The organism is Olivibacter domesticus (genome assembly GCF_900109575.1).
GTDB classification, from domain to species: Bacteria; Bacteroidota; Bacteroidia; order Sphingobacteriales; family Sphingobacteriaceae; genus Olivibacter; species Olivibacter domesticus.
Genome location: NZ_FOAF01000010.1, coordinates 150,600 through 171,634, shown reverse-complemented (window position 1 = coordinate 171,634; position 21,035 = coordinate 150,600). Strand labels below are relative to the sequence as shown.

The 21,035-nt window shown below is 37.1% G+C and carries 17 protein-coding genes; 5 read left to right on the top strand and 12 right to left on the bottom strand.

Annotated features, from left to right (window positions below; all coding sequences use genetic code 11):
- The first annotated feature begins 29 nt into the window (after positions 1 to 29).
- The 3 genes from BMY50_RS24245 to BMY50_RS24235 all read left to right on the top strand — a co-directional run bounded on the left by BMY50_RS24245 (position 30) and on the right by BMY50_RS24235 (position 6,172).
- Complete coding sequence (locus BMY50_RS24245; RefSeq protein ID WP_093330599.1) at positions 30 to 3,104, top strand: SusC/RagA family TonB-linked outer membrane protein; 3,075 nt, start codon at positions 30 to 32, stop codon at positions 3,102 to 3,104.
- Positions 3,105 to 3,119: 15 nt separating this feature from the next.
- Positions 3,120 to 4,748: a RagB/SusD family nutrient uptake outer membrane protein gene (locus tag BMY50_RS24240; protein ID WP_093330595.1), complete on the top strand. Its 1,629-nt coding sequence runs from the start codon at positions 3,120 to 3,122 to the stop codon at positions 4,746 to 4,748.
- A gap of 110 nt (positions 4,749 to 4,858) precedes the next feature.
- Entirely contained in the window at positions 4,859 to 6,172 is a 1,314-nt protein-coding gene (locus BMY50_RS24235; protein WP_093330592.1) for a gluconate:H+ symporter, read from the top strand.
- A gap of 6 nt (positions 6,173 to 6,178) precedes the next feature.
- On the opposite strand, the gene BMY50_RS24230 is transcribed toward BMY50_RS24235, so the two are convergent.
- The 4 genes from BMY50_RS24230 to BMY50_RS24215 form a co-directional block, all read right to left on the bottom strand.
- Positions 6,179 to 7,636: a DUF294 nucleotidyltransferase-like domain-containing protein gene (locus BMY50_RS24230; protein WP_238383875.1), complete on the bottom strand. Its 1,458-nt coding sequence runs from the start codon at positions 7,634 to 7,636 to the stop codon at positions 6,179 to 6,181.
- Between the two features lie 46 nt (positions 7,637 to 7,682).
- Positions 7,683 to 8,390 (bottom strand): 3'-5' exonuclease, encoded by a 708-nt coding sequence (locus tag BMY50_RS24225; protein WP_093330585.1) that lies wholly within the window; start codon positions 8,388 to 8,390, stop codon positions 7,683 to 7,685.
- 122 nt (positions 8,391 to 8,512) lie between these two features.
- Positions 8,513 to 8,713, bottom strand: a complete 201-nt coding sequence (locus tag BMY50_RS24220; RefSeq protein WP_093330582.1) for a YwbE family protein — start codon at positions 8,711 to 8,713, stop codon at positions 8,513 to 8,515.
- 35 nt (positions 8,714 to 8,748) lie between these two features.
- Positions 8,749 to 9,120, bottom strand: coding sequence for a response regulator transcription factor (locus tag BMY50_RS24215; RefSeq protein WP_093330578.1), 372 nt, complete (start codon positions 9,118 to 9,120; stop codon positions 8,749 to 8,751).
- Between the two features lie 528 nt (positions 9,121 to 9,648).
- Here BMY50_RS24215 and BMY50_RS24210 point away from each other — a divergent pair.
- Positions 9,649 to 11,196: a PAS domain-containing sensor histidine kinase gene (locus BMY50_RS24210; protein ID WP_093330574.1), complete on the top strand. Its 1,548-nt coding sequence runs from the start codon at positions 9,649 to 9,651 to the stop codon at positions 11,194 to 11,196.
- Positions 11,171 to 11,527: a response regulator gene (locus tag BMY50_RS24205; protein WP_093330571.1), complete on the top strand. Its 357-nt coding sequence runs from the start codon at positions 11,171 to 11,173 to the stop codon at positions 11,525 to 11,527. The genes BMY50_RS24210 and BMY50_RS24205 overlap by 26 nt, the downstream gene beginning before the upstream one ends.
- 7 nt (positions 11,528 to 11,534) lie before the next feature.
- Here BMY50_RS24205 and BMY50_RS24200 read toward each other — a convergent pair whose 3' ends face one another.
- The 8 genes from BMY50_RS24200 to glgB all read right to left on the bottom strand — a co-directional run bounded on the left by BMY50_RS24200 (position 11,535) and on the right by glgB (position 21,005).
- Positions 11,535 to 12,518: a glycosyltransferase gene (locus BMY50_RS24200; protein WP_093330568.1), complete on the bottom strand. Its 984-nt coding sequence runs from the start codon at positions 12,516 to 12,518 to the stop codon at positions 11,535 to 11,537.
- A 31-nt stretch (positions 12,519 to 12,549) separates the two neighbouring features.
- The gene (locus tag BMY50_RS24195; RefSeq protein ID WP_093330565.1) at positions 12,550 to 13,500 is read right to left on the bottom strand and encodes a glycosyltransferase family 2 protein; all 951 of its coding nucleotides are present in this window, start codon (positions 13,498 to 13,500) and stop codon (positions 12,550 to 12,552) included.
- Positions 13,501 to 13,534: 34 nt separating this feature from the next.
- Positions 13,535 to 14,110, bottom strand: coding sequence for a DUF4199 domain-containing protein (locus BMY50_RS24190; protein WP_093330561.1), 576 nt, complete (start codon positions 14,108 to 14,110; stop codon positions 13,535 to 13,537).
- A 5-nt stretch (positions 14,111 to 14,115) separates the two neighbouring features.
- Positions 14,116 to 14,787, bottom strand: a complete 672-nt coding sequence (locus BMY50_RS24185; protein WP_093330558.1) for a hypothetical protein — start codon at positions 14,785 to 14,787, stop codon at positions 14,116 to 14,118.
- Between the two features lie 11 nt (positions 14,788 to 14,798).
- A complete protein-coding gene (locus tag BMY50_RS24180) occupies positions 14,799 to 16,064 on the bottom strand; it encodes a dihydroorotase (RefSeq protein WP_093330554.1) in 1,266 nt (421 codons plus the stop codon).
- Positions 16,065 to 16,337: 273 nt separating this feature from the next.
- Positions 16,338 to 17,612: a glucose-1-phosphate adenylyltransferase gene (locus BMY50_RS24175; RefSeq protein WP_093330550.1), complete on the bottom strand. Its 1,275-nt coding sequence runs from the start codon at positions 17,610 to 17,612 to the stop codon at positions 16,338 to 16,340.
- A gap of 5 nt (positions 17,613 to 17,617) precedes the next feature.
- Positions 17,618 to 19,063, bottom strand: a complete 1,446-nt coding sequence (locus tag BMY50_RS24170) for a glycogen synthase (RefSeq protein ID WP_238383874.1) — start codon at positions 19,061 to 19,063, stop codon at positions 17,618 to 17,620.
- 22 nt (positions 19,064 to 19,085) lie between these two features.
- Positions 19,086 to 21,005, bottom strand: coding sequence for a 1,4-alpha-glucan branching protein GlgB (gene glgB, locus BMY50_RS24165; RefSeq protein ID WP_093330546.1), 1,920 nt, complete (start codon positions 21,003 to 21,005; stop codon positions 19,086 to 19,088).
- Positions 21,006 to 21,035 lie beyond the last annotated feature (30 nt).

Here is a 21,035-nt window from a genome sequence, read left to right as displayed (position 1 = left end):
GTATATTTCTAACAATATGAATAAACATTATGACCAATTTAAGAAAACAACCAATTAAAAACATGGTTTTCACAAGTGGTTTAGCTCTAGCTTTAACTATCGGAGGACCTTTTTTCGAAGATGCGGCCTTTGCTTCCGCCTATTTTGAAACTTCTCAAACACGTGTCAAAACGGAAAGGCAGAAAAGAATAGCTGGCGTAGTAACCAGCGCAAAGGATCAGGGGCCTTTACCCGGCGTTTCCGTCCTTATTAAAGGAAGTACAAAGGGCGTCACCACAGATGGTAATGGCCGTTTTAATATAGAAGCATCTCCTAATGATGTTTTGGTATTCAGTTATATCGGCCATCTCTCTGCTGAACAACCTGTTGGAGATCGAACGGTAATCAATATTTCACTGCGAGAGGAAAGCAACAACCTCGAAGAAGTAGTGGTAGTTGGTTATGGCACACAAAAACGAAACGAAATCAATTCTGCTGTGTCAAATGTTAAAGCAGAAGATTTTAACGCAGGAGGTTCGCGTTCTCCAATGGACTTAATTCAAGGAAAAGTTGCAGGCTTAAATATTACCCGTACGCAAGGGAACAATCCAAATTCAAGTGCTTCCATTCAGCTAAGAGGAATAAATTCCTTAAAAGGGGGTACAATGCCCTTAGTGGTAATTGATGGGATACCCGGGGGTAATTTAGACCTTATCCAGCAGGATGACATTGAAACATTTTCGGTATTAAAAGATGGCTCCGCTGCTGCTATTTATGGAACCAGAGGAAACGCAGGTGTTATTTTGATCACCACGAAAAAAGGTAAGGCCGGTGATCCAAGATATGATTATTCTACCTATCTGCAACACGAAGCAGTAGATCGTAAACCTGACTATTTATCTGCCACCGACTTTAGGGATTTGATTAACCAAGGAGTTATCAATCAAGACCAGGACCTAGGTGGATCGACCGACTTATATGATGAATTGATAAATAAAGACAATCTAAGTCAATACCATAATTTCGCTGCATCTGGAGGTAGTGAAAAAACAAACTATCGGGCCTCTTTATATTATAATGATGCGCAAGGTATAGCCAAACGGAATGATCGTGAACAGTTTGGTGGACGAATAAATGTAAATCAAAAAGGTTTACAAGACAGATTAAGTCTTCAGTTAAATCTAGCTGCAAATATGAACAAAGCCGACCTCCTTGGCGGTGGCGTGAACGATGATGTGAATGCGGCTGAATATGGGACCACCACCGGATCCGACTTTGAACAAGCAATACAACGCAATCCTACCGCTCCGCTAAGGAATCCCGACGGCACTTTCTTAGAAACACAGGGCTACAACAACTATAATCCAGTAGCCCGGTTGGAAAACCGCATATTTGAAAGAGACCAATCAACTTTTAGCGGAGATGCTACTTTCACACTCGATATCATAGAAGGATTGAAAGCTTCTGCCTTCGGTTCTTATGTTCGCAATCAATATAACGACCGAAGATACCGCTCAGTAAACGACTGGGATCAGCGGCAAGATTCAGAGTACCAAGGAATGGGGTATGCCGCCAAATATAATTTTCTAAGTTGGACGCGAACCTTTGAATCCACTATTGATTATACGAAAGTTATTGCCGATGATCATTCTATCAATGCTACTGCAGGGTACAGTTATCAATATTCAACCATAGAAAAATTCAATGTCAATAACAATGGGTTCACCACAGATGCCACTTTAGATTGGGATCTTGGTGGTGGCAGTGCCATAAATAATACCCTACTTCCACGTCCTGGAATGGGGAGTTTTAAAGATGACAATACTTTGGTTGCATTTTTTGGCCGTGTTAACTATTCTTATCTTGGAAAATATTCTGCCCAGGTTATCCTTCGTCATGAAGGGTCTTCTCGCTTTGGTGCAAATCATAAATGGGGTAACTTCCCTGCCGCCTCGCTGGGATGGACATTAAGTGAGGAAGAATTTATTAAAAATATTCCTGTTATTAATAATTTAAAATTGCGTGCCGGCTACGGTGTTACCGGAAATCAAGATATTGCTAACTATCAATCGTTGCTAACGTTGGGTACGGGAGGCGTTTATCCTCAAAACTCCGTTTATTACCAAACATTCGGACCTTCTAGAAACGCAAACCCCGATCTTCGATGGGAAAAAAAGACGGAATGGAATTTCGGTTTAGACTTTGCTCTCCTAGAAAGTAGAATTTCTGGATCAATTGATGTTTATAATCGTCTTACTAAAGATCTTCTGTACGACTACAATGCGCAGCAGCCTGGTTTTATTAGAGACAAAATATTAACAAATGTTGGCTCTATCAGTAACAAGGGGGTAGAAATTCTATTAAGCGGTTCTCCCATCAAAACCGAACAATTTAACTGGACCATCGATCTTACAGGTAGCATCCAAAATAATAGATTAGACAAATTATCCAGTGATGTCTTTCAAGCTAATTTCTTGGAATTTGGTGGATTGCCCTCTCCTGGCAACTTGGGAAATGCGATCCGACTTGAAGAAGGTGGAAAAGTAGGAAACTTTTACGGAAAGCGATTCGCTGGATTTACAGATGACGGTAAATGGTTGTTTTATAAAGCAGATGGCTCTACAGGTACTGCAAGTGAAATAAATGCAAATGATCTCACCATCATTGGTAACGGTGTACCCAAATACAACCTCGCCTTAAGCAATAGATTCACCTATAAAAATTTCGATTTGACGATATTCCTGAGAGGTAAATTTGGGTTTGATATCCTAAATACAAAGGAGATGTATTTCGGTAATAAAAAATGGTTGCCGAATAACATCTTCAAAAGTGCTATAACAACCCACAATCAGCTAGACGATGACCCTCAATACTCCGATTATTATATAGAAAAAGGTGATTTCGTTAAGATTGATAACATTACATTGGGGTACAATTTTAAACTCAACACCAAATATATACGGAACCTTCGTGTTTATGCTACCGGTCGTAACATTGCAACTTTTACAGGTTATGACGGCATTGACCCTGAACTACAAGATACTGGTTTTACAACAGGTATTGATGGCAGAGGTTTTTATCCACGTACACGTTCTTGGACACTTGGTTTGAATATTGGATTCTAAACAAAAAATAAACAGATGAAAAGGCTCATTAAAAAATCACTATATATAAGCTTTTTAAGTACTTGCTTAATTGGCATTCAATCGTGTACAAAGCTTGATGAAAACCCTTATAGTGAAATAAGGGAAGATCAGTTTTTGAATAATCGAAGAGAGGTGTTGCAAGAAGCGCTGCGCCCCTTCACACATATGCAAGCATGGCTCGGTCTGAACTCATCAGATGGCTATTATTATCACAACGAGCTCTCCGCTGATCAATTAGCTTGGCCACAAAAAGGGCGGCATGGTTATGACGCAGGAGACCATTTCAGACAACATTACCATACTTGGACAGATAATGAAAGTAGAATGCGACAGTGCTGGATACTTATGTGGACGGGCGTGGGTTATGTGAATAATGCTATCAAGAATATAGAAACGGTAAATGCTACAGAAATTGGGATGGAACAGGAGGAGCTCACGGCAATCATTGCCGAGCTAAAAGTTCTGCGCGCTTACCATTATATGAAAATTATGGATTTATGGGGAAATGTACCTGTATGGACAGAAATTGAAGCGGATATAACTAATCCTGAGACTAAATCTAGAGCAGAGGTTTTCGAATTTGTAAAAACTGAATTGGAAACTTATGTGCCTCAATTATTTCCTCTCTCCAGTGAATTAATAGGAAGAGTATCAAAAACTGCTGGTTATGCCATGCTGGCCGAATTATATTTAAATGCGGAAAAATGGACCGGAACACCTATGTGGGACGAATGTATTGGGGCTTGCGATAAAATCATAAACGGTGAAGCGGGTGGTTTAAATGGGGGGCCTAAGCTTGCTTCTGATCTCTTGGAAACATTTAGTAATAGAAACCAGCAAGCTACGGAAAATCTCTTCCAGTTTGCCTACAGCAGAAAAGGAGGGTTTTCCATGGCTTTAGACATGCACATGGGGTATGATTATATGAAGGAGGTGTTAAAGGTAGGGTATGGTGGTTGGAACGCCACGGTAGTAATTCCCACTGCTTTTAATGCCTACGCAGAAAATGACCTTCGTAAAAAAACATGGTTCTTATTTGGTCCACAATATAAATATGGAACAAATACTCCCGTCTTGGGCACCGAAGAGTATAATGGAAAACCTTATGTAATCGTAAATAGCATCAGAAGGGAAAGTGAAGGCGACAAAACGAGTGAAGGTGGAATGGCACAGGGTGAAGAAAATAGCGGAGCTCGTTTCAATAAATATAAAACGGGAACCCTGGATGACGAAAACTATCTTGAGAATCATTTTATTATTTACCGCTTAACAGAAATTTACTTTGATAAAGCAGAAGCTATTATGAGAAAGAGTGGCGGAGTTGCTAATCAGGAGGTGGTAAATCTAATTAACGAAAGTAGGAAACGATCTTTTTCGGCTGAGGACTGGCCTGCTGCCCAATATAATACCGCAACGCTTACCTTAGATGAATTATTAGCAGAACGGGGTAGAGAGTTCATTTTTGAAGGAAAAAGAAGAACGGATTTAATTCGATTTGGAAAATTCACTACTACCTCCTGGTGGGATCATCAAGCATCAAACGATCCTAACAAGGAACTTTTTGCAATTCCAAATACCCAAATGGCTATTAACCCTAATCTAAAACAAAATCCAGGATATTAAACAATTAAGTAAAAGCGGGTGGATCTTGAAGATCCACCCGCTTTTCTCTTCAGTTTTTTTATTGTAACTTGTGCAGTTGAACGTTAAATAACTCGATTAAATAGAACCAGATGACCCTAATTCTTATAACTTTATCCATTGTTGCACTTATACTTCTCATTAATACCTTTAAAGTTCATCCTTTCCCTGCTTTTTTGCTCGTTTCGGTATTAGCTGCTATCTTATTAGGATTGCCCGTATCTAAAATTGCCCCTTCATTGGAAAAAGGGATAGGAGATATTCTTTCTTCTTTGCTGATACTGATAACTTTTGGTGCTATGTTTGGTAAGATCATCGCCATAAGTGGTGCAGCTCAACAAATTGCAACAACAATGATGCAACTGGTAGGCCAAAAAAGAATTCAGTGGGCCATGATGATTGTTGGATTTATTGTAGGTATACCTTTGTTTTATGGTGTAGGGTTTGTGTTAATGGTACCTCTTATTTTCTCAGTAGTGTACAAATATAAATTACCTGCCGTCTTCATAGGACTTCCTATGTTGGCAGCACTATCTGTCACACATGGTTTTTTACCACCACACCCCTCCCCCTCTGCCTTGGTTATTCAATTTAATGCAAATATGGGCTTAACTCTTCTCTATGGGTTTGCTATAGCAGTCCCCGCTATTATTGTTGCCGGACCTGTATTTGCTCAATTCTTAAAAAAAATCCCTTCACAGCCCTTAGAAACTTTTGTATCTGAAGATTTGCCTGAAGAAAAATTGCCCGGGAAGTTTAACAGTTTCTTTACTGCCCTTTTGCCAGTTATCTTACTCGTATTAACAACATTCCTTAATTGGCGGATACCTGTAACTTCTCCCCTACATCAAAGCATGGTATTTTTGGGATCTCCTTCTATCGTGCTCATGATTGTTTTCTTTTATGCTTTATTTTCTTTAGGCATCTTACAAAAGATCAGCATGGAAGAATTAATGATTAATTGTTCGCAAGCTGTTAAAGATGTAGCGTCCATTATTTTGATTATCGCAGGCTCAGGGGCTCTTAAACAAATCTTTACAGATACCGGTGTAAGTGAAGATATAGCAACCTCACTTCAAACATTGCCCATCCCACCACTAGCATTGGGTTGGTTTATAGCTGCAATTATTAGAGCCGCCGTGGGTTCAGCAACGGTAGCAGGTCTAACAACGGGCAGCATGATTTTACCACTGATAGCATCTACCGGAACTGACCCAAATTTGATGGTACTGGCCGTAGGAGCAGGAAGTCTCGCTTTCTCACATGTAAATGATTCCGGTTTCTGGATGTTTAAGGAATACTTCAACTTAAGTGTAAAAAACACGGTGTTGACTTGGTCAGTAATGGAATCGTTAGTAGCGGTTGTAGGCCTAATAGGTGTATTAATCCTTAATTTATTTATATAAATATTGTTATCCCAATAGATTATTAGTAAATTTAATACGTATACCTGCTTGGAAATCTTCTATCGTCTTAAAAATTTCCTTCAGCGTTACACGCTCAATCCTCGTAATATTTTCTATGTCTATATAGTTATTAGGTGCTGTATGATCAACAAGTATCTGAATGGCTTGGTTTTTTAAGCGCATACTCATGAGGTAGTAATATGAAAGATTCAATTCTTGATACTGTTTTTCAGAAAAAACTCCCATGTCGTAAAGTGCCTTCATACGTTCGCCTGTATTCTCCAAAAACACCCTGTTTCTTAAGGCATAAACCCGCACGAGATCAACCACTGGAGTCATGGTTTTTTTGATATCAAAAACCTCTCTCCCAGCTACTGTAATCGTCTTTATTGGTTTAAAAAATGTAAGCGGGGGAACATACTGTAACGCGTTCTTCGCTAGATAAACGAAAAATTTCTCCAATGGCTGCTGTAGTTCTTTATCCAAAAATTCGCGCAATTCATCCATGATACTCTTTTCTCCATAGATAAAGCGACAATCGAAAAAAGTTGAAAACTTGATAGCAGTTTCGGGTAATGCCTCTTCCATCCATTTTTTATAGTTGTTCTTCCAATGTGATAAAGAATGGGTCCATTGAGGATTGCTTGCCATAAAACCTCCTGTACAATACGCAAATCCTATCTCATTCAATTTATCAGAAATCTCAGCGGCAAATTCTAAAAACCATTTTCTAATCTCTTCCCTATGCTCATTTGCTTTGTCCTCATAAATGATAGCATTGTCTTGATCTGTCTTTAAGGTCTGTTCTTTACGCCCTTCGCTACCTAAGATCATGAAAACGAATTTTGAGGGGGCCTCACCCTTCTCCTTTAATACTTCTTCTAATACGTTCTGTGTAATGGTATCAGCTATAACTGTAATTAATTGATTAATAATTTCAGCCTGTATTCCTTTATTTACTAATTGGTTTACAATATAGGGAACCGCCGACCACTTTTCCTTTAATTCACTAGTTGTTCGAGCAAGCTTAACAGATTGAATGAATACTAGGGGCGATTGCGCTAGCTCACTCATCAGCTTATTACGACTAACAAAGCCTACATAATCCCCGTCTTCTTCAACCAGGAGATAACGTGACTTGGTTTGATACATCATCAATAAAGCTTCATATACATAGGTATCTGTATTGATTGAGCGTATTTCACGATCCATAAAAAAATGGATGGATTTACTTACATCTGCTTGTCTGGCAATAACGTGGTCACGAAGCGTTATATCAGTAACAAAGCCATCTATATTACCGCTCTCACTTGTTATAAAAATGCAGCTCACTTTATTTGCTGCCATCATTTTTGCCGTTTCAAATACCGGAACAGTACCTTTACAAGTAATAAGTTCTCTAAAAGCTAACTCACCAACTTTTTTAGAATACATTTGCTCTGGCATGAGATAGTTCTCGCTCATAAGTATTGAATTTGTACCTTGATGATTCATATAATTTAATAGGACCTTAAGTAATGATCATCATTAGAAAGAATAACAAACCAAAAATAAGAAGTAATTTCACCCATAGATAGATTGAAGAATCATTTTCTAAAGCTAGCTGTCGAGTAAACTTATTTTGTTGTGATGCTATCATTTCTTCTGTAATTTCCTTTCTTTTTTGCAATTCAAAAAAACATAATGAAGTTGCCTCAGCATCCACAATTGCATTGTGGGCATTTCTCATTTCCTGGTGAAATAGTTCGATAAAGAACTCATTCAATCTAAGATACCTAACCCATGGTTTTTTTGAATACTTCTCACTAGCAAGCATTGTACAAAACAAAGGAAACTGTTTAAAGGAACTGTTTACACCACTTCTAGCAAAATCTGCACTCAATATGTGAACGTCTAACATCACAAAATGTCCAACAATTAAAGGCACATACTTTTGTAAATCATCAGCTAATTTTTGCATTACGAGCTCCCTTGGCACCCCATTCTCTCTTAAGTAATCTTCATTTAATTGATGTACCTGCTGTGCTTGTTGTGTAATTGGAACATCATTATTATTGATATAAAAGTTCTCCCGTTTTAATTCTTTACCTGCTTTATTAAAAATAATCCATGCCACTTGTATTGCAGTAGGCCAATTGTTACTATCTGTGTATGGTTTCGTCCATCTTATTGGTAAACCTGTGGCTTCCGTGTCTATAAAAAGCAGATAGTCTTGCATTGTAGAAAATTACTTTTTTTTTATAAAATGCACAAATGCAATCGACCTTTTAACTGATAAAAAAAGTCTGGCTGAATGTAAATCAGCCAGACTTTTTTTATCAGTCGTAATTTAACACAAGGCTATTCACCCTCTTCCACTTCCACAACCCTTCCTATCTGTCCATCAGTCAATCTTACTTTTATTCCTCTGGAATGATAGGAAGACGAGGTTAAAATATCTTTTACCTCTCCATAGGTTATATGACCGCTTCTTTGATCTTTCTTTAAAATAATACCTACCGTCAGTCCGGCAAAGATATCTTTTCTATATTGTCCTTCCATTAAATGTATTGTTAAATATTAACCGGTAATGTTTCTCAGGCTACTTCGTCTTTGTAAAGATACAGTTGATCAACCATATCAAGAAAACAGGTAAGGTCAAATGGTTTCTTTAAATATGCATCCGCACCACACCTTTCTTTAATTTTAGCTATATCATCAGCCGCTGATACCATTGCCACAGGAATATGGCTGGTATTTGGGTTTTGCTTTAATTCCATACATAAATCACTTCCCCACATCCACAATAGACGTTCGTCTAATAAAACAAGACCGTATTTACCCCTTCTTAACATACTGTGCATATTTCTACCCGTATCAATTTCAACATTATAACCTCCTGGCTTCAGCACATCAACTACCATGGCCGCAAAATCCGCATCATCGTCAACACAAAGAATCTTCTTCATTAATATTTTTATTAAATCTCATTTTCATCAACAAAACACACTGTTTTATAGAAGCTATCCTCTTACTAACGGAAATATCATGTTGATAAGTATACAGTATAAATCAAATATATTACCAAAGTAAAGCAAAAACGAATTTGTAATCAAAAGTCTACACTCAACCCTTTGATTTTTAATCAAAAATCGATTTATCATTTTTTTGTTAATTTTTTGTGTAATTAGAATATCTGACAATCTAAACTGCCATAGTTTGGCAGTTAACCAATTATTTACGTCTTTTTAAATATCATTTAATCTTTATCTCTTGAGAATTCTTATACAATTCCTCGCTAGTTACTTCAAATAAACGCTGTTTTGGATTGAAGTTTGCACTTAAACAGCTAGACAAGGGACTGACCAATTTTTAATACAAGTTGGTCTGGATTTTTCAACTATAAAGCTATGTGGTAAATGCACAAGTCGGTGTTATAATGCAATTTAAGAGATAGCTGTGTCAGCAAAAAGCACTAAAAACAAATTTAGTACCGGATGAAACAGGTCGACAAAAATAAATTTTCGTTTTCCGATCAAGTACTTGGTGAAGAACTAATTTTTTTGCTAACAGCATTAAATATTTCTAAAGCCGGATTAACGATTACAGATTGCTCACAACCTGACGATCCGATAGTGTATTGTAATAAGGCTTTTGAAAATTTAACCGGCTATAGCAGAGAAGAAATAATTGGTCACAACTGTAGATTTTTACAGGGGAACGACGATAACCGACAAGAACGAGAAGTTATAAAAAACACCTTACATGCTGGGGAAGAATGTACAATTGAAATAAGAAACTATAAAAAGAACGGATCTTTATTCTGGAACGAGCTCCATTTAAAACCAATAAAAGATGATTTGGGGAAATTATTATATTATGTTGGCGTACAGAATGATATTACACGACAGAAACTTGCTGATCAACAACTTCGTATAGAACGATTGAAGGTTGAAAAACAAGTCTTAGGACATACCTATAACTTTATTGAAAATAACAACCTCTTAAACACCTTTTTAGAAACAGTAAATGAAAGTATTTTAATTTTAAGTCGAGATTTAAAAATATTAAAAGTAAACACCTCTTTCTTAAAAACATTTCATATTGCTGAAGATGAAGTATTAAACCAGTATTTATTTGAAATCGACCATTGTAGATGGGATTTAATGAATTTAAGAAGCCTTTTAGATCAACACCATGTAAACGACTCAATATTAGAAGATGTAGTAACAAGGGTTGGCAAGAAGATGCTAAAGGTAAAAATAAGCCAGATCTTTCTTGAAAAGGAATTAAATATCATACTGGCGATTGAAGATATCACGGAGTTAAAAGAAATTGATCGGCGAAAGGATGATTTTTTGAATGTAGCAAGCCACGAGTTAAAAACACCATTAACAACCATTATGGCATGTATACAATTAACCCAAAGAATGATTCCTAAAGAAGCGGACGACAAGTTAAAAGACACATTAACTAAAGCGAAGGAGCATATAGATAAACTCGAACATTTAATTAGTGATTTGTTAGATGTCTCCAAAATTAAAACCGGCAAGATCGAACTTTCTAAGGGAGCATTTAATTTAGATGCTATGGTTTTTCATGTTGCAGACCAATTACGTAAGGCACATAGCAATTATACAATAAATATAAGTGGTTATGCCAGTAACTACTACGTCGGCGACAAGCAGCGCCTAGAACAAGTAGTTTTACATCTATTGAAAAATTCGATCAAGTATACTCCCAGTGGTGGAAATATTAATATACACTTATCTCGATTAAGCGATTTTATAAAAGTTTCCATTACAGACTATGGTTTAGGGGTGGATTATCAACATCAAAAAAAAATATTTGAGAATTTTTTCCGCGTCGACGAAGTACAAAAACAATACCCTGGAATTGGTATAGGTTTGTATATAAGTGATCAGATCGTTAAAAATCATGGGGGAACATTATGGGTTGAAAGTGCTGCTGGAGAAGGTGCCACTTTTAGTTTTACACTACCTTTAAAATTCAAAAACGATGATAAAGAAAATACTGATTTGTGATGATGATGAAGGGATTTTGGATATTACTGGATTATTATTGGAAAGTTACGGCTATCAGGTCACGCTCGAGCCAGATAGCTCTTTACTCATACCAAGAATACGATCAGAAAAACCTGATCTATTAATTATAGATATTTGGATGCCCATTTTAATGGGAGACGAAATCGTCCGAATTTTAAAAAAAGACGAAGAAACCGCAGGAATTCCTGTTATCATGTTTTCGGCTAGCAGGGAGAGTAAACGCATAGCTTCAGAAGTTGGTGCGGACGACTATATAGCTAAACCATTTAATATTGAAGACTTAACCAATAAAATAAGAGCACTTGAATAAGCTCCTATTAGTTGATAACTTTTCTCCAAAAATCTTGCATAAACCCAACACCATAAGCTGTTAATTGAATAAATGCAGCTATGACACCTAAAAAAGCAACTTTTATTGTCTTTGTTTTATACCATCCATGAAAAAATAAAAGGAAAATATAAAGTCCTAAAACGAAATTGCACCACTGAGTAACTACCGGAAACCGTACTAAAAAAAATGATTCCAATAGATTTAGAGCAATAGTTATAGCAAGAAATATTGTAAAAAAAGCTGGAAAAAAATGCACTAATTTCAGTTCTGTAGGAAAATGTTTATAGATATTAATTCGAGCTCTTCCAAAGAAATGCAATTGCCGGTAGAATTGGATAAAATCGGTTCTTCGCTTATGATATACAATTGCATTTGGGATTAGGCCAATTTTAAACCCCGCTTTATGAATCCGTATGCTGTACTCTATATCTTCACCCAATCGCGTAAGCTTATACCCCCCTACACTTTGCCACACTTCCCGTGAAACTCCCATATTAAAACTACGCGGATGAAACTGTCCAATGTGTTGTGTATTGCCCCGTATGCCTCCTGTCGTTAAGGGCGAAGTCATAGAATAGCTTATAGCCTTCTGAACGGGTGTGAAAGACTCATGTGCAGCGTCAGGACCTCCATATGCATCTAATGAATGTGCTGTTAAGTATTGATCTACCTTTGTGAGATAATCAAACGGAATTAAGCAATCTGAGTCAAAAACAACAAAATAGTCACCTTTGGCACGCTCAAAACCAAAATTCCGAGCAAAGCCCTGTCCTTCATTATCTTTTACATAATAGTATAAATTAAGTCTATCCTTATAATTTTCAACAATATTCTTTGCATCTAATGTTGAGCCATCTTCTATTATCAGCACTTCGAAATGCTTATAATCTTGTTGAACCAACGTAAAGAGTAACTCGTCAATTTCCTGTGGTCTGTTATAAAGGGGGACGATAATAGAGAAAAAAAGCATAGTTTATAATACGGTATAGATGCTCAATGGCTTAAATAACTTTCTCAATTTGATAGTTATTTTTGTCACTTGCATTGCGAGATACAAGCTCTGAAATAAATCCTGTTAGAAATAGCTGAGAACCTACAATAATCGCTACCAGTGCAATATAAAACAGGGGTTGATCAGTCACATTACGATAAGCTGAACCATGTGCGATACTTATTAATTTATCCAAAATAAGCCAAACTATGATAATAAACCCGCCAAAAAAGCTAAGCACGCCCATACTTCCAAAAAAATGCATGGGTCTCTTACTAAATTTACCAACAAAAAAGATGGAAAGTAAATCCAGAAAACCGTTTACAAATCGACTGAAACCAAATTTTGTAGTTCCGTATTTACGTGGATAATGTTTTACTACTTGTTCATCGATGCGTGTAAACCCCGCCCATTTAGCTAATACGGGAATATAGCGATGCATTTCACCATATACTTCTATATTTTTGATGACATCTTTTCGGTAAGCCTTCAGTCCGCAATTAAAATCATGCAGGTTTTTGATACCAGACATTTTACGTGTTGCCGCATTAAATAGCTTAGTAGGCAATGTCTTCGTTAACGGGTCATGTCGTTTTTGTTTATAACCGGAGATTAAATCGAGTTTTTCCTCCTTAATCCGATTATGTAACACCGGTATTTCATCAGGGCTATCTTGTAAATCAGCGTCCATTGTAATGACAACTTCTCCGGAAGCCGCAGCAAACCCAACATTAAGGGCTGCAGATTTACCATAATTCCTCCTAAACTTTATTGCATATATCTCAGGGTAGGTTTCTTTAAGCACTTCTATAAGTTGCCAAGAACCATCTGTACTACCATCATCAACCATTATCACTTCATAAGTAAAGTGGTGTTCATTTGCTACTCGACGAATCCACGCCAGCAATTCAGGCAAAGATTCAACCTCATTATATAATGGCACTACAACGGATATATCCATATAAAACAGTATACGTAAATTTATAGATCGTTAATTAACCAATTTCGTTATTTTCAATTCTATTAAATATAGGTCGTTCTCTTTTAGATATTAAAGCAAAAATCATAGCCAACACAAATGCTACAATAATATATACAGCAAATCCTTTAAGTGTGTCTAGCGGTGTTGAATTTGCAGCAGCTTCTATTTGTTCATCGAGTTTAGCCATTTGCTCGTCAATCTGCTCGGCTCCAACTCCGGCATTTTCCATAAACTCAATCGTATTATTTTGCATATTCCGCATGTATTGTTCCCGCATATCCGGTTCAATAAATTTCTCGAAAATGAACCCGCTAGCGGTTGAAATTACAGATGCAACAAGCAGCATCATAAAAATTCCTGTTACCGCTTGCCTAAAGCTCCAGTATCCGCCAACTTTTCTCCTCAATATGAAAGCAAACCAAATAGCCACTATAAGTGGTAATAGAAAACTGGTGATAACCGAGCCCGCTGTTATCGTCCAAAATGATTTGCTACTAACATAATAATACATAGGTAGTATCGTTAACACGACTACAAGTAAGCCTAAATATATCCCTAGTACTGCACCTTCTTTTCTTAATTTTTCCATTGCTTTCAATTTTGGTTATAAGCGATAGCTAAGGTATAAACCGCGGCATCAAAACCTGGATTACTGCTATTTTTTATAAATTGGTCGAATTGTTGGGATGACGGGTCTTTTTCGGCAAAAAAGCTCATTATAGGATAGAATAATTCTGCTAATTCTTGTTCTTCATCTAATTTATTTGCGACTTTCTGAATCTCTTGGTAATCACTATCAATTAGAATCTGGTTTGCTATCATGGGCTCATAAATGCGATACTCATCTTGAAACTCATCTTCGTCAACTAGAAGAAATTCTTTCAAAAAATCATCCAACTCGGGTTCAACTTCATCGTCGGTACATTCTCTTAAGTATAGTAAAAGGTTTAAGAGTTCTGTTCCACGATCAATCGTCTGTTCTTCAATTTCCTCCCACTCTTCCGATTCGAGATAATCTTCCTCTAATTTTTCAACATCAGCAGCAAAAAAATTCATAAGCAGTAAGTCGAACACCACTTCTCTGAGATCTTCATATTGCGGATAGTCATCAAAGCATTGATCTAATAAATCGACCTTTTGCATATAATTTTCATCACTTTCAAAGGCTGCAATAAGATCTAACAAAAAATTTGAATTAGATTTTTCGATTATTTTTTCGAAAGCCTGAACGGAAGCTTTTAAGGCATCCTCTACGCGTTTATCCATATTGTGCTGTTTTACACTACGTAAATCTTTTTATTATTAACTACAAGATTAACCTTCCCTGTTAATGTAGTATTGTAAAATGGGCTATTTACTGAAAGCGAATTATTTGTATTTAAATCAAATGTCCAACTTTCAGTTGGATTAAACAAAACTAAGTTTGCATTATCACCAATTTGTAGCGTAGGTAAAGCAAGTCGCAATATTTTGCGGGGATTAATGGCCAACTTTTGAACAATCAATTCAAGCGATAATCCAGCCTTTAACAATAGAGGAAACACTGTTTGTAACGAAATAATACCATTTTTTGCTATCTCAAATTCCACTTTTTTAAATTCTATTTCATGTGGTGTATGCTGAGATACAATTGCATCTATGGTACCGTCTTGTAAACCTTCTTTCAATGCCTCGATATCGTCAAGGGTTCGTAATGGAGGATTTACTTTATAATTACTATCAAATTCAGCAACCAGTTCATCTGTAAGTACAAGATGATGAGCAGCAACGTCGCAAGTAACCTTCAGTCCTTTTCTTTTTGCCCGTCTAATCAGCTCGACACTTCCTCTCGTACTAATGGTACTAAAATGTATAGGAGCGTCATTATAGTCGGCAAGATATAGATCGCGCGTTACCATAAGTTCTTCGGCTAAATTGGGGTTCCCCTTCATTCCTAAATAAGTACTCATAATCCCTTCATTCATCTTGGCATTATTAGCAATAGATGAATCTTCCGCGTACGATAAAACTAAACCGCCAAATCCTTTACTATATAGTAACGCTCTACTCATTAGTCCTGCTTGCTGCACACTTTTGTTTCCGTTCGAAAAAGCGACAGCACCTGCCAATTTCATATCATATAGCTCCGCCAAATCATTTCCTGCCCGATCTTTACTTATAGCTCCAACAGGGTATACAGAAACTAAATTATCTTTTGATAAATTAACCACCAAGGCTATTTCACCCTTACTATGCAGTGCCGGATTTGTATTAGGCTGGACAGCAACTCCCGTAAACCCTCCTGCTACCGCTGCAGCACAGCCGCTTGACAGCGTTTCTTTAGATTCCAAACCAGGTTCACCAAAATTAGCATTCATATCAAAAAAACCAGGAGCTAAATATTGGTTCTTACCATCAATAACAGTTACTTGTTCATAAGTTTTCTCCCCATGTAAGGATATATCCTTAATAATACCATTATCAATCCATACATCAACAATCTGCCCATGCTTATCATGATCAGGAAATATTAATGTTGCTGACTTTATCAATATATTATTCATGTAAAAAGAAGTGGTTTTGATTATTTAAATAGCATACAAGGCAGTTTCTCTTCCAAAAACTGGTAGCAAAAACAAAAAATAGAAAAAATTGTCTAAAGATAACCGTTTGGGTTATGTAATGTTTAAAAGAATGAAGTACGGTATAATGAACTTCCATTAAAAAACAAAAGTACAAAATACTCATTAATGCTAACGAATATTTTGTACTTAAAGTCTAAGAAAACTATCTACATGTAGCCAACACAATATCCAGCATAAACGCCATAAGGTTCCTTATTCGCCTATAATGGTTCCATCGGGAAGATTTGCACGCTTTTTTATGACGATGATTCCATCCTTTACCATATAGGTATCAAACTCTCCATCAGGCAAGTGTCTTCCTCCTCTTATCTGTACATTATTACCAATCGAACAACTCTTATCCAAAATAGCAGTATCGATATAACAGTTTTCTCCTACCCCCACAATTGGTTTGTTATTGCGTTTTGCATCTTCCAATTCCTCTAGATTCTGATAAAAATCACTCCCCATCATATAGGTATTTTTGATCACTGTACCCTTTCCAATCCGAGAACGTACACCAATTACTGAGCGCTCAATTTGTGCAGCTGCAATGATACAACCATCTGCTACTATCGCATTATTTAAAGTTGTAGAAGCCATTTTTGAGGGCGGTAGCATTCTCGGCCGGGTAAAAATACTCTGATTATCAAAAAGATTAAAAGCAGGTATCTCATCTGTTAAGCCAATATTAGCTTCAAAGAAGGAATCTATATTACCGATATCAGTCCAATATCCATCATACTGGTAGCTGACAACCTTTTGCCCATCTTTTATTGCATCAGGTATTAATTCTTTTCCAAAATCCAAGCCCGGATTCATGGTTAACAGATCATTAAGAACACCTTTGCTAAACACATAGATACCCATTGATGCTAAATACTCTCTACCAGCGGCCTTCATTTCATCACTCACTTCCGAGTTCCAGTCAACTAATAATTCGGTCTTAGGCTTTTCTGTGAAAGAAAGAATATTCCCTTCTTCATCCGATTTAAGAATTCCAAAAGAAGTAGCGTCCTTTGCATTTACAGGAATAGTTGCTATTGTGATCTCTGCCTTTTTACCAATATGATATTCAATCATTTCTTGAAAATCAATTTGATAAAGCTGGTCGCCGGAAAGAATTAAAATAAAATCATATTCATGATTTGCCATATATCTCAGTGAATGCCTAACCGCATCTGCTGTTCCCTGAAACCATTTATCACCCTCCATCGTTTGTTCTGCCGCAATGATATCAACGAATCCCTTACTGAAAACACTAAAATTATACGTGTTTTTTATATGTGTATTTAAAGACGCAGAATTATACTGCGTTAAAACAAATATCCTATTGTAGCCCGAATTTAGACAATTCGAAATAGGTATATCAACTAAACGATATTTTCCTGCTATCGGTACAGCAGGCTTAGAGCGTTTATCTGTTAAAGGTGCTAATCGCGTTCCCCTGCCGCCTCCTAGCACAATGGAAATTACCTTAGGAGTCATATCTATCAATCAATTAATTTGTTATATAATTCAGTGTATTTAGCCGAAGATCTTTCCCATGAAAAATCTAGTTTCATCAATTTTTTTTGCAAAAAAGAAAAGGTATTGCTGTTTGTCTTATGCCAAAAATCAAGTGCTCTCTTAATGGCCTCAATCGCATCTTCAACAGTCGCATTTTCAAATAAAATACCATAGCCATCCGCTGTATCAAGATCCTTTACAGTATCTCTCAAGCCCCCAGTTGACCGAACAATAGGAACAGTGCCATAACGCATGGCATATAGTTGGTTCAATCCACAAGGTTCCACCCGAGATGGCATAAACAGATAATCAGCCGAAGCATACACCTGATGAGCAAGCTCCTCATTATAACCAATGTAGAGGGCAAAATGTTCGGAATAATCTTTGGAAATCTGCTCTAAAGTTTGCTCAAGCTTTTTATCTCCTGAGCCTAATATCAAGAAGTTAAACCGACCTTTAAATTCTTCCAACACTCTCAAAAGAGTACCAGGTAATATATCGGCGCCTTTTTCGAATGCAAACCTCCCGATAAACGCAATTAACGGCAGATTTTCATCCAAATGATAGGTTAAACATAAAGTTTTCTTGTTGAGATCTTTTCCTTTCGTGATATTGGTTAAGCTAAAATTTGCAGTTAACATATCATCTGTCTTCGTGTTCCAAACATCCGTATCAATGCCATTAATAATGCCATACGATTTTTCTTTCTCTGCCAAAAACAAACTTTCCAGGCCATTTGCTTCTTGATACAATTCTTGCAAATACCCTTCAGATACAGTGGTGTATGCCCAGCAACATTTTATTAAGGCAGCTAACGGATTAATCAGGCCATTCCAATCAACTAATCCCCATTTCCATGTATCAAAAGAGGGTAACAAGAAGGCATTGTCCCAATCTAACCACCCCTGGTATTGACCGTTATGCACGGTAGCTACTGTCGGTATTCCTTTTAAAAAATCAAACTGCTGTGCATTTTCGATATAAAAGGGAATGAGTCCCGCATGATGATCGTGGCAATGTATGATGTCGGGCCGAATACCAGCGGCGCATAACCAATCTAAGGCAGCATGCTGATAAGCTAAAAATTGCTCATATTCATCAGGATAGGAATATATTTCTGGCCTATCTAGAAGTCCCGGTATTTTTACTAGAAACAGCTCGAATCCTAAGCTATCATTTAGCTCCCTAAGTATACTGTAAGGGCGTGATTCGGCTCCTTGTTGAATGTATCCTTGATATACATCTATAAATGTATGCGCCTTAATAAAAGGCTTCTCGTAATATGGAATAATCACGGAAGCTTTTAATCCCGCTTTCTGCTGATATTTAGGCAATGCTCCAACAACATCGGCCAACCCTCCAACTTTAGCTACCGGATAGCATTCTGCTGCAAAATGAAAAATATGCATTAATTTTTTTTGTTTTCTCATCCCCATACATGATTGGTTAGAATTAAATGTTAGTATTTTGCAATTTTAACACTACTCCCCCAAGAGGAGGTAAGGTCAACTTTGCCGAAAAGTCCTTATTCATCCAATGAAAAACCTCCGAAACAATATTATCTACATGCACACCGCTGCCATAATAAAGCGTATCATCCGTATTAAGCAGTACTTCGTATTCACCTTTGTAGGGTAATCCTACTCTGTAGTAATAGCGAATCACAGGAGTGAGATTTAGAATAACAATTATATCATTTTCCTTATGATTGCCTTTTCGGTAATATACTAATACGGAGTTTTCATGATCTCCTAATTCAACCCATTCAAAACCTTCTGAAGAGAAACTTTTTTCATATAAAGCCGGTTCATTTTTATAAAGCGTATTTATTGCAGCAATAAATTTGAATAAACCTTTATGAGGTGCATAGTTCAATAGATGCCAATCTAATGACCGATTGCTATCCCATTCTGACGTTTGCCCAAACTCTCCTCCCATAAAAAGCAGCTTCGTGCCAGAATGTGTAAACATATAAAGATAGAGTACTCTTAAATTAGCAAACTTTTGCCACTCATCTCCTGGCATTCTATTTATCAACGACCCTTTTCCGTGCACTACCTCATCATGCGAAAGCGGCAGCATAAAGTTCTCATGGAACGCATAAACTGTACTGAACGTAATCTGTTGATGGCTATATTTTCGGTGAATTGGATCTTCTTTGAAATAATTCAATGTATCATGCATCCACCCCATCATCCATTTCATACCAAAACCCAATCCTCCCAAAAATGTTGGCCGGCTTACTCCAGGCCACGCTGTAGATTCTTCGGCAATGGTTTGTACGTCAGGAAAGTTTTTATAAACCACTTCGTTAAACTCTTTAATAAAGCTTACAGCTTCAAGATTTTCCCGTCCACCATATTTATTTGGAACCCATTCCCCCTCTTTACGAGAATAATCAAGGTATAACATGGATGCCACAGCATCTACACGAAGGCCATCGGCATGGTACCGATCTAACCAAAACACCGCGTTACTTATTAAAAATGCCCGCACTTCATTACGCCCGTAATTGAAGATGTAAGAGCTCCAATCAGGGTGATAACCCTGTCTAGGATCGGCATGCTCATATAGGTGAGATCCGTCGAAACGATACAAACCATGGGCATCACTGGGGAAATGTGAAGGTACCCAATCCAATATTACGCCTATTTCATTTAAATGTAATTGCTCTATCAGATACATAAACTCTTGAGGTGGGCCGTATCGTGAAGAAGCTGCAAAATAACCTGTTATTTGATAACCCCAAGATGGATAATAAGGATGTTCCATTAAGGGCATAAATTCTACATGCGTAAACCCGGTTTCCTTAATATAGGGAATTAATTTATCCGCAATTTGTCCGTAACTTAAGATTTCATTTGGTTTATCTGGATCACGAATCCATGAACCTAAATGCAGTTCATAAACGGAAATCGGACGGTCGAGGCCATTATGCAAATATCTTTTTTCCATCCACTCGGTGTCTTTCCATTCGTACCAAGTAGTACCTACTTTTGATGCAGTTTGAGGTGGGACCTCCCATAGCAAAGCAAATGGATCGCCTTTTTCTAAATGTTCTCCATTGGTTGATACGATACTGTATTTATAATGCTGTCCCAATGATATACCGGGTATAAATCCCTCCCAAATACCCGAACCATCCCAACGAATATTTAATTTATGCACGTGAGGATTCCACCCATTAAAATCTCCAATTACTGAAACAGTGGAAGCATTAGGTGCCCAAACAGCAAAGTAAGTTCCGATTCTGTTGTGATCCTCCAGATAATGTGCTCCAAATTTTTCGTATAATTTATAATGTTTACCTGCTTTAAAAAGATTCACATCGAAATCTGTAAACAAGGAGTACACCTCTACCGGATTATGCATAATTCAGTTATTTTTTAAATTAAGTTAAGT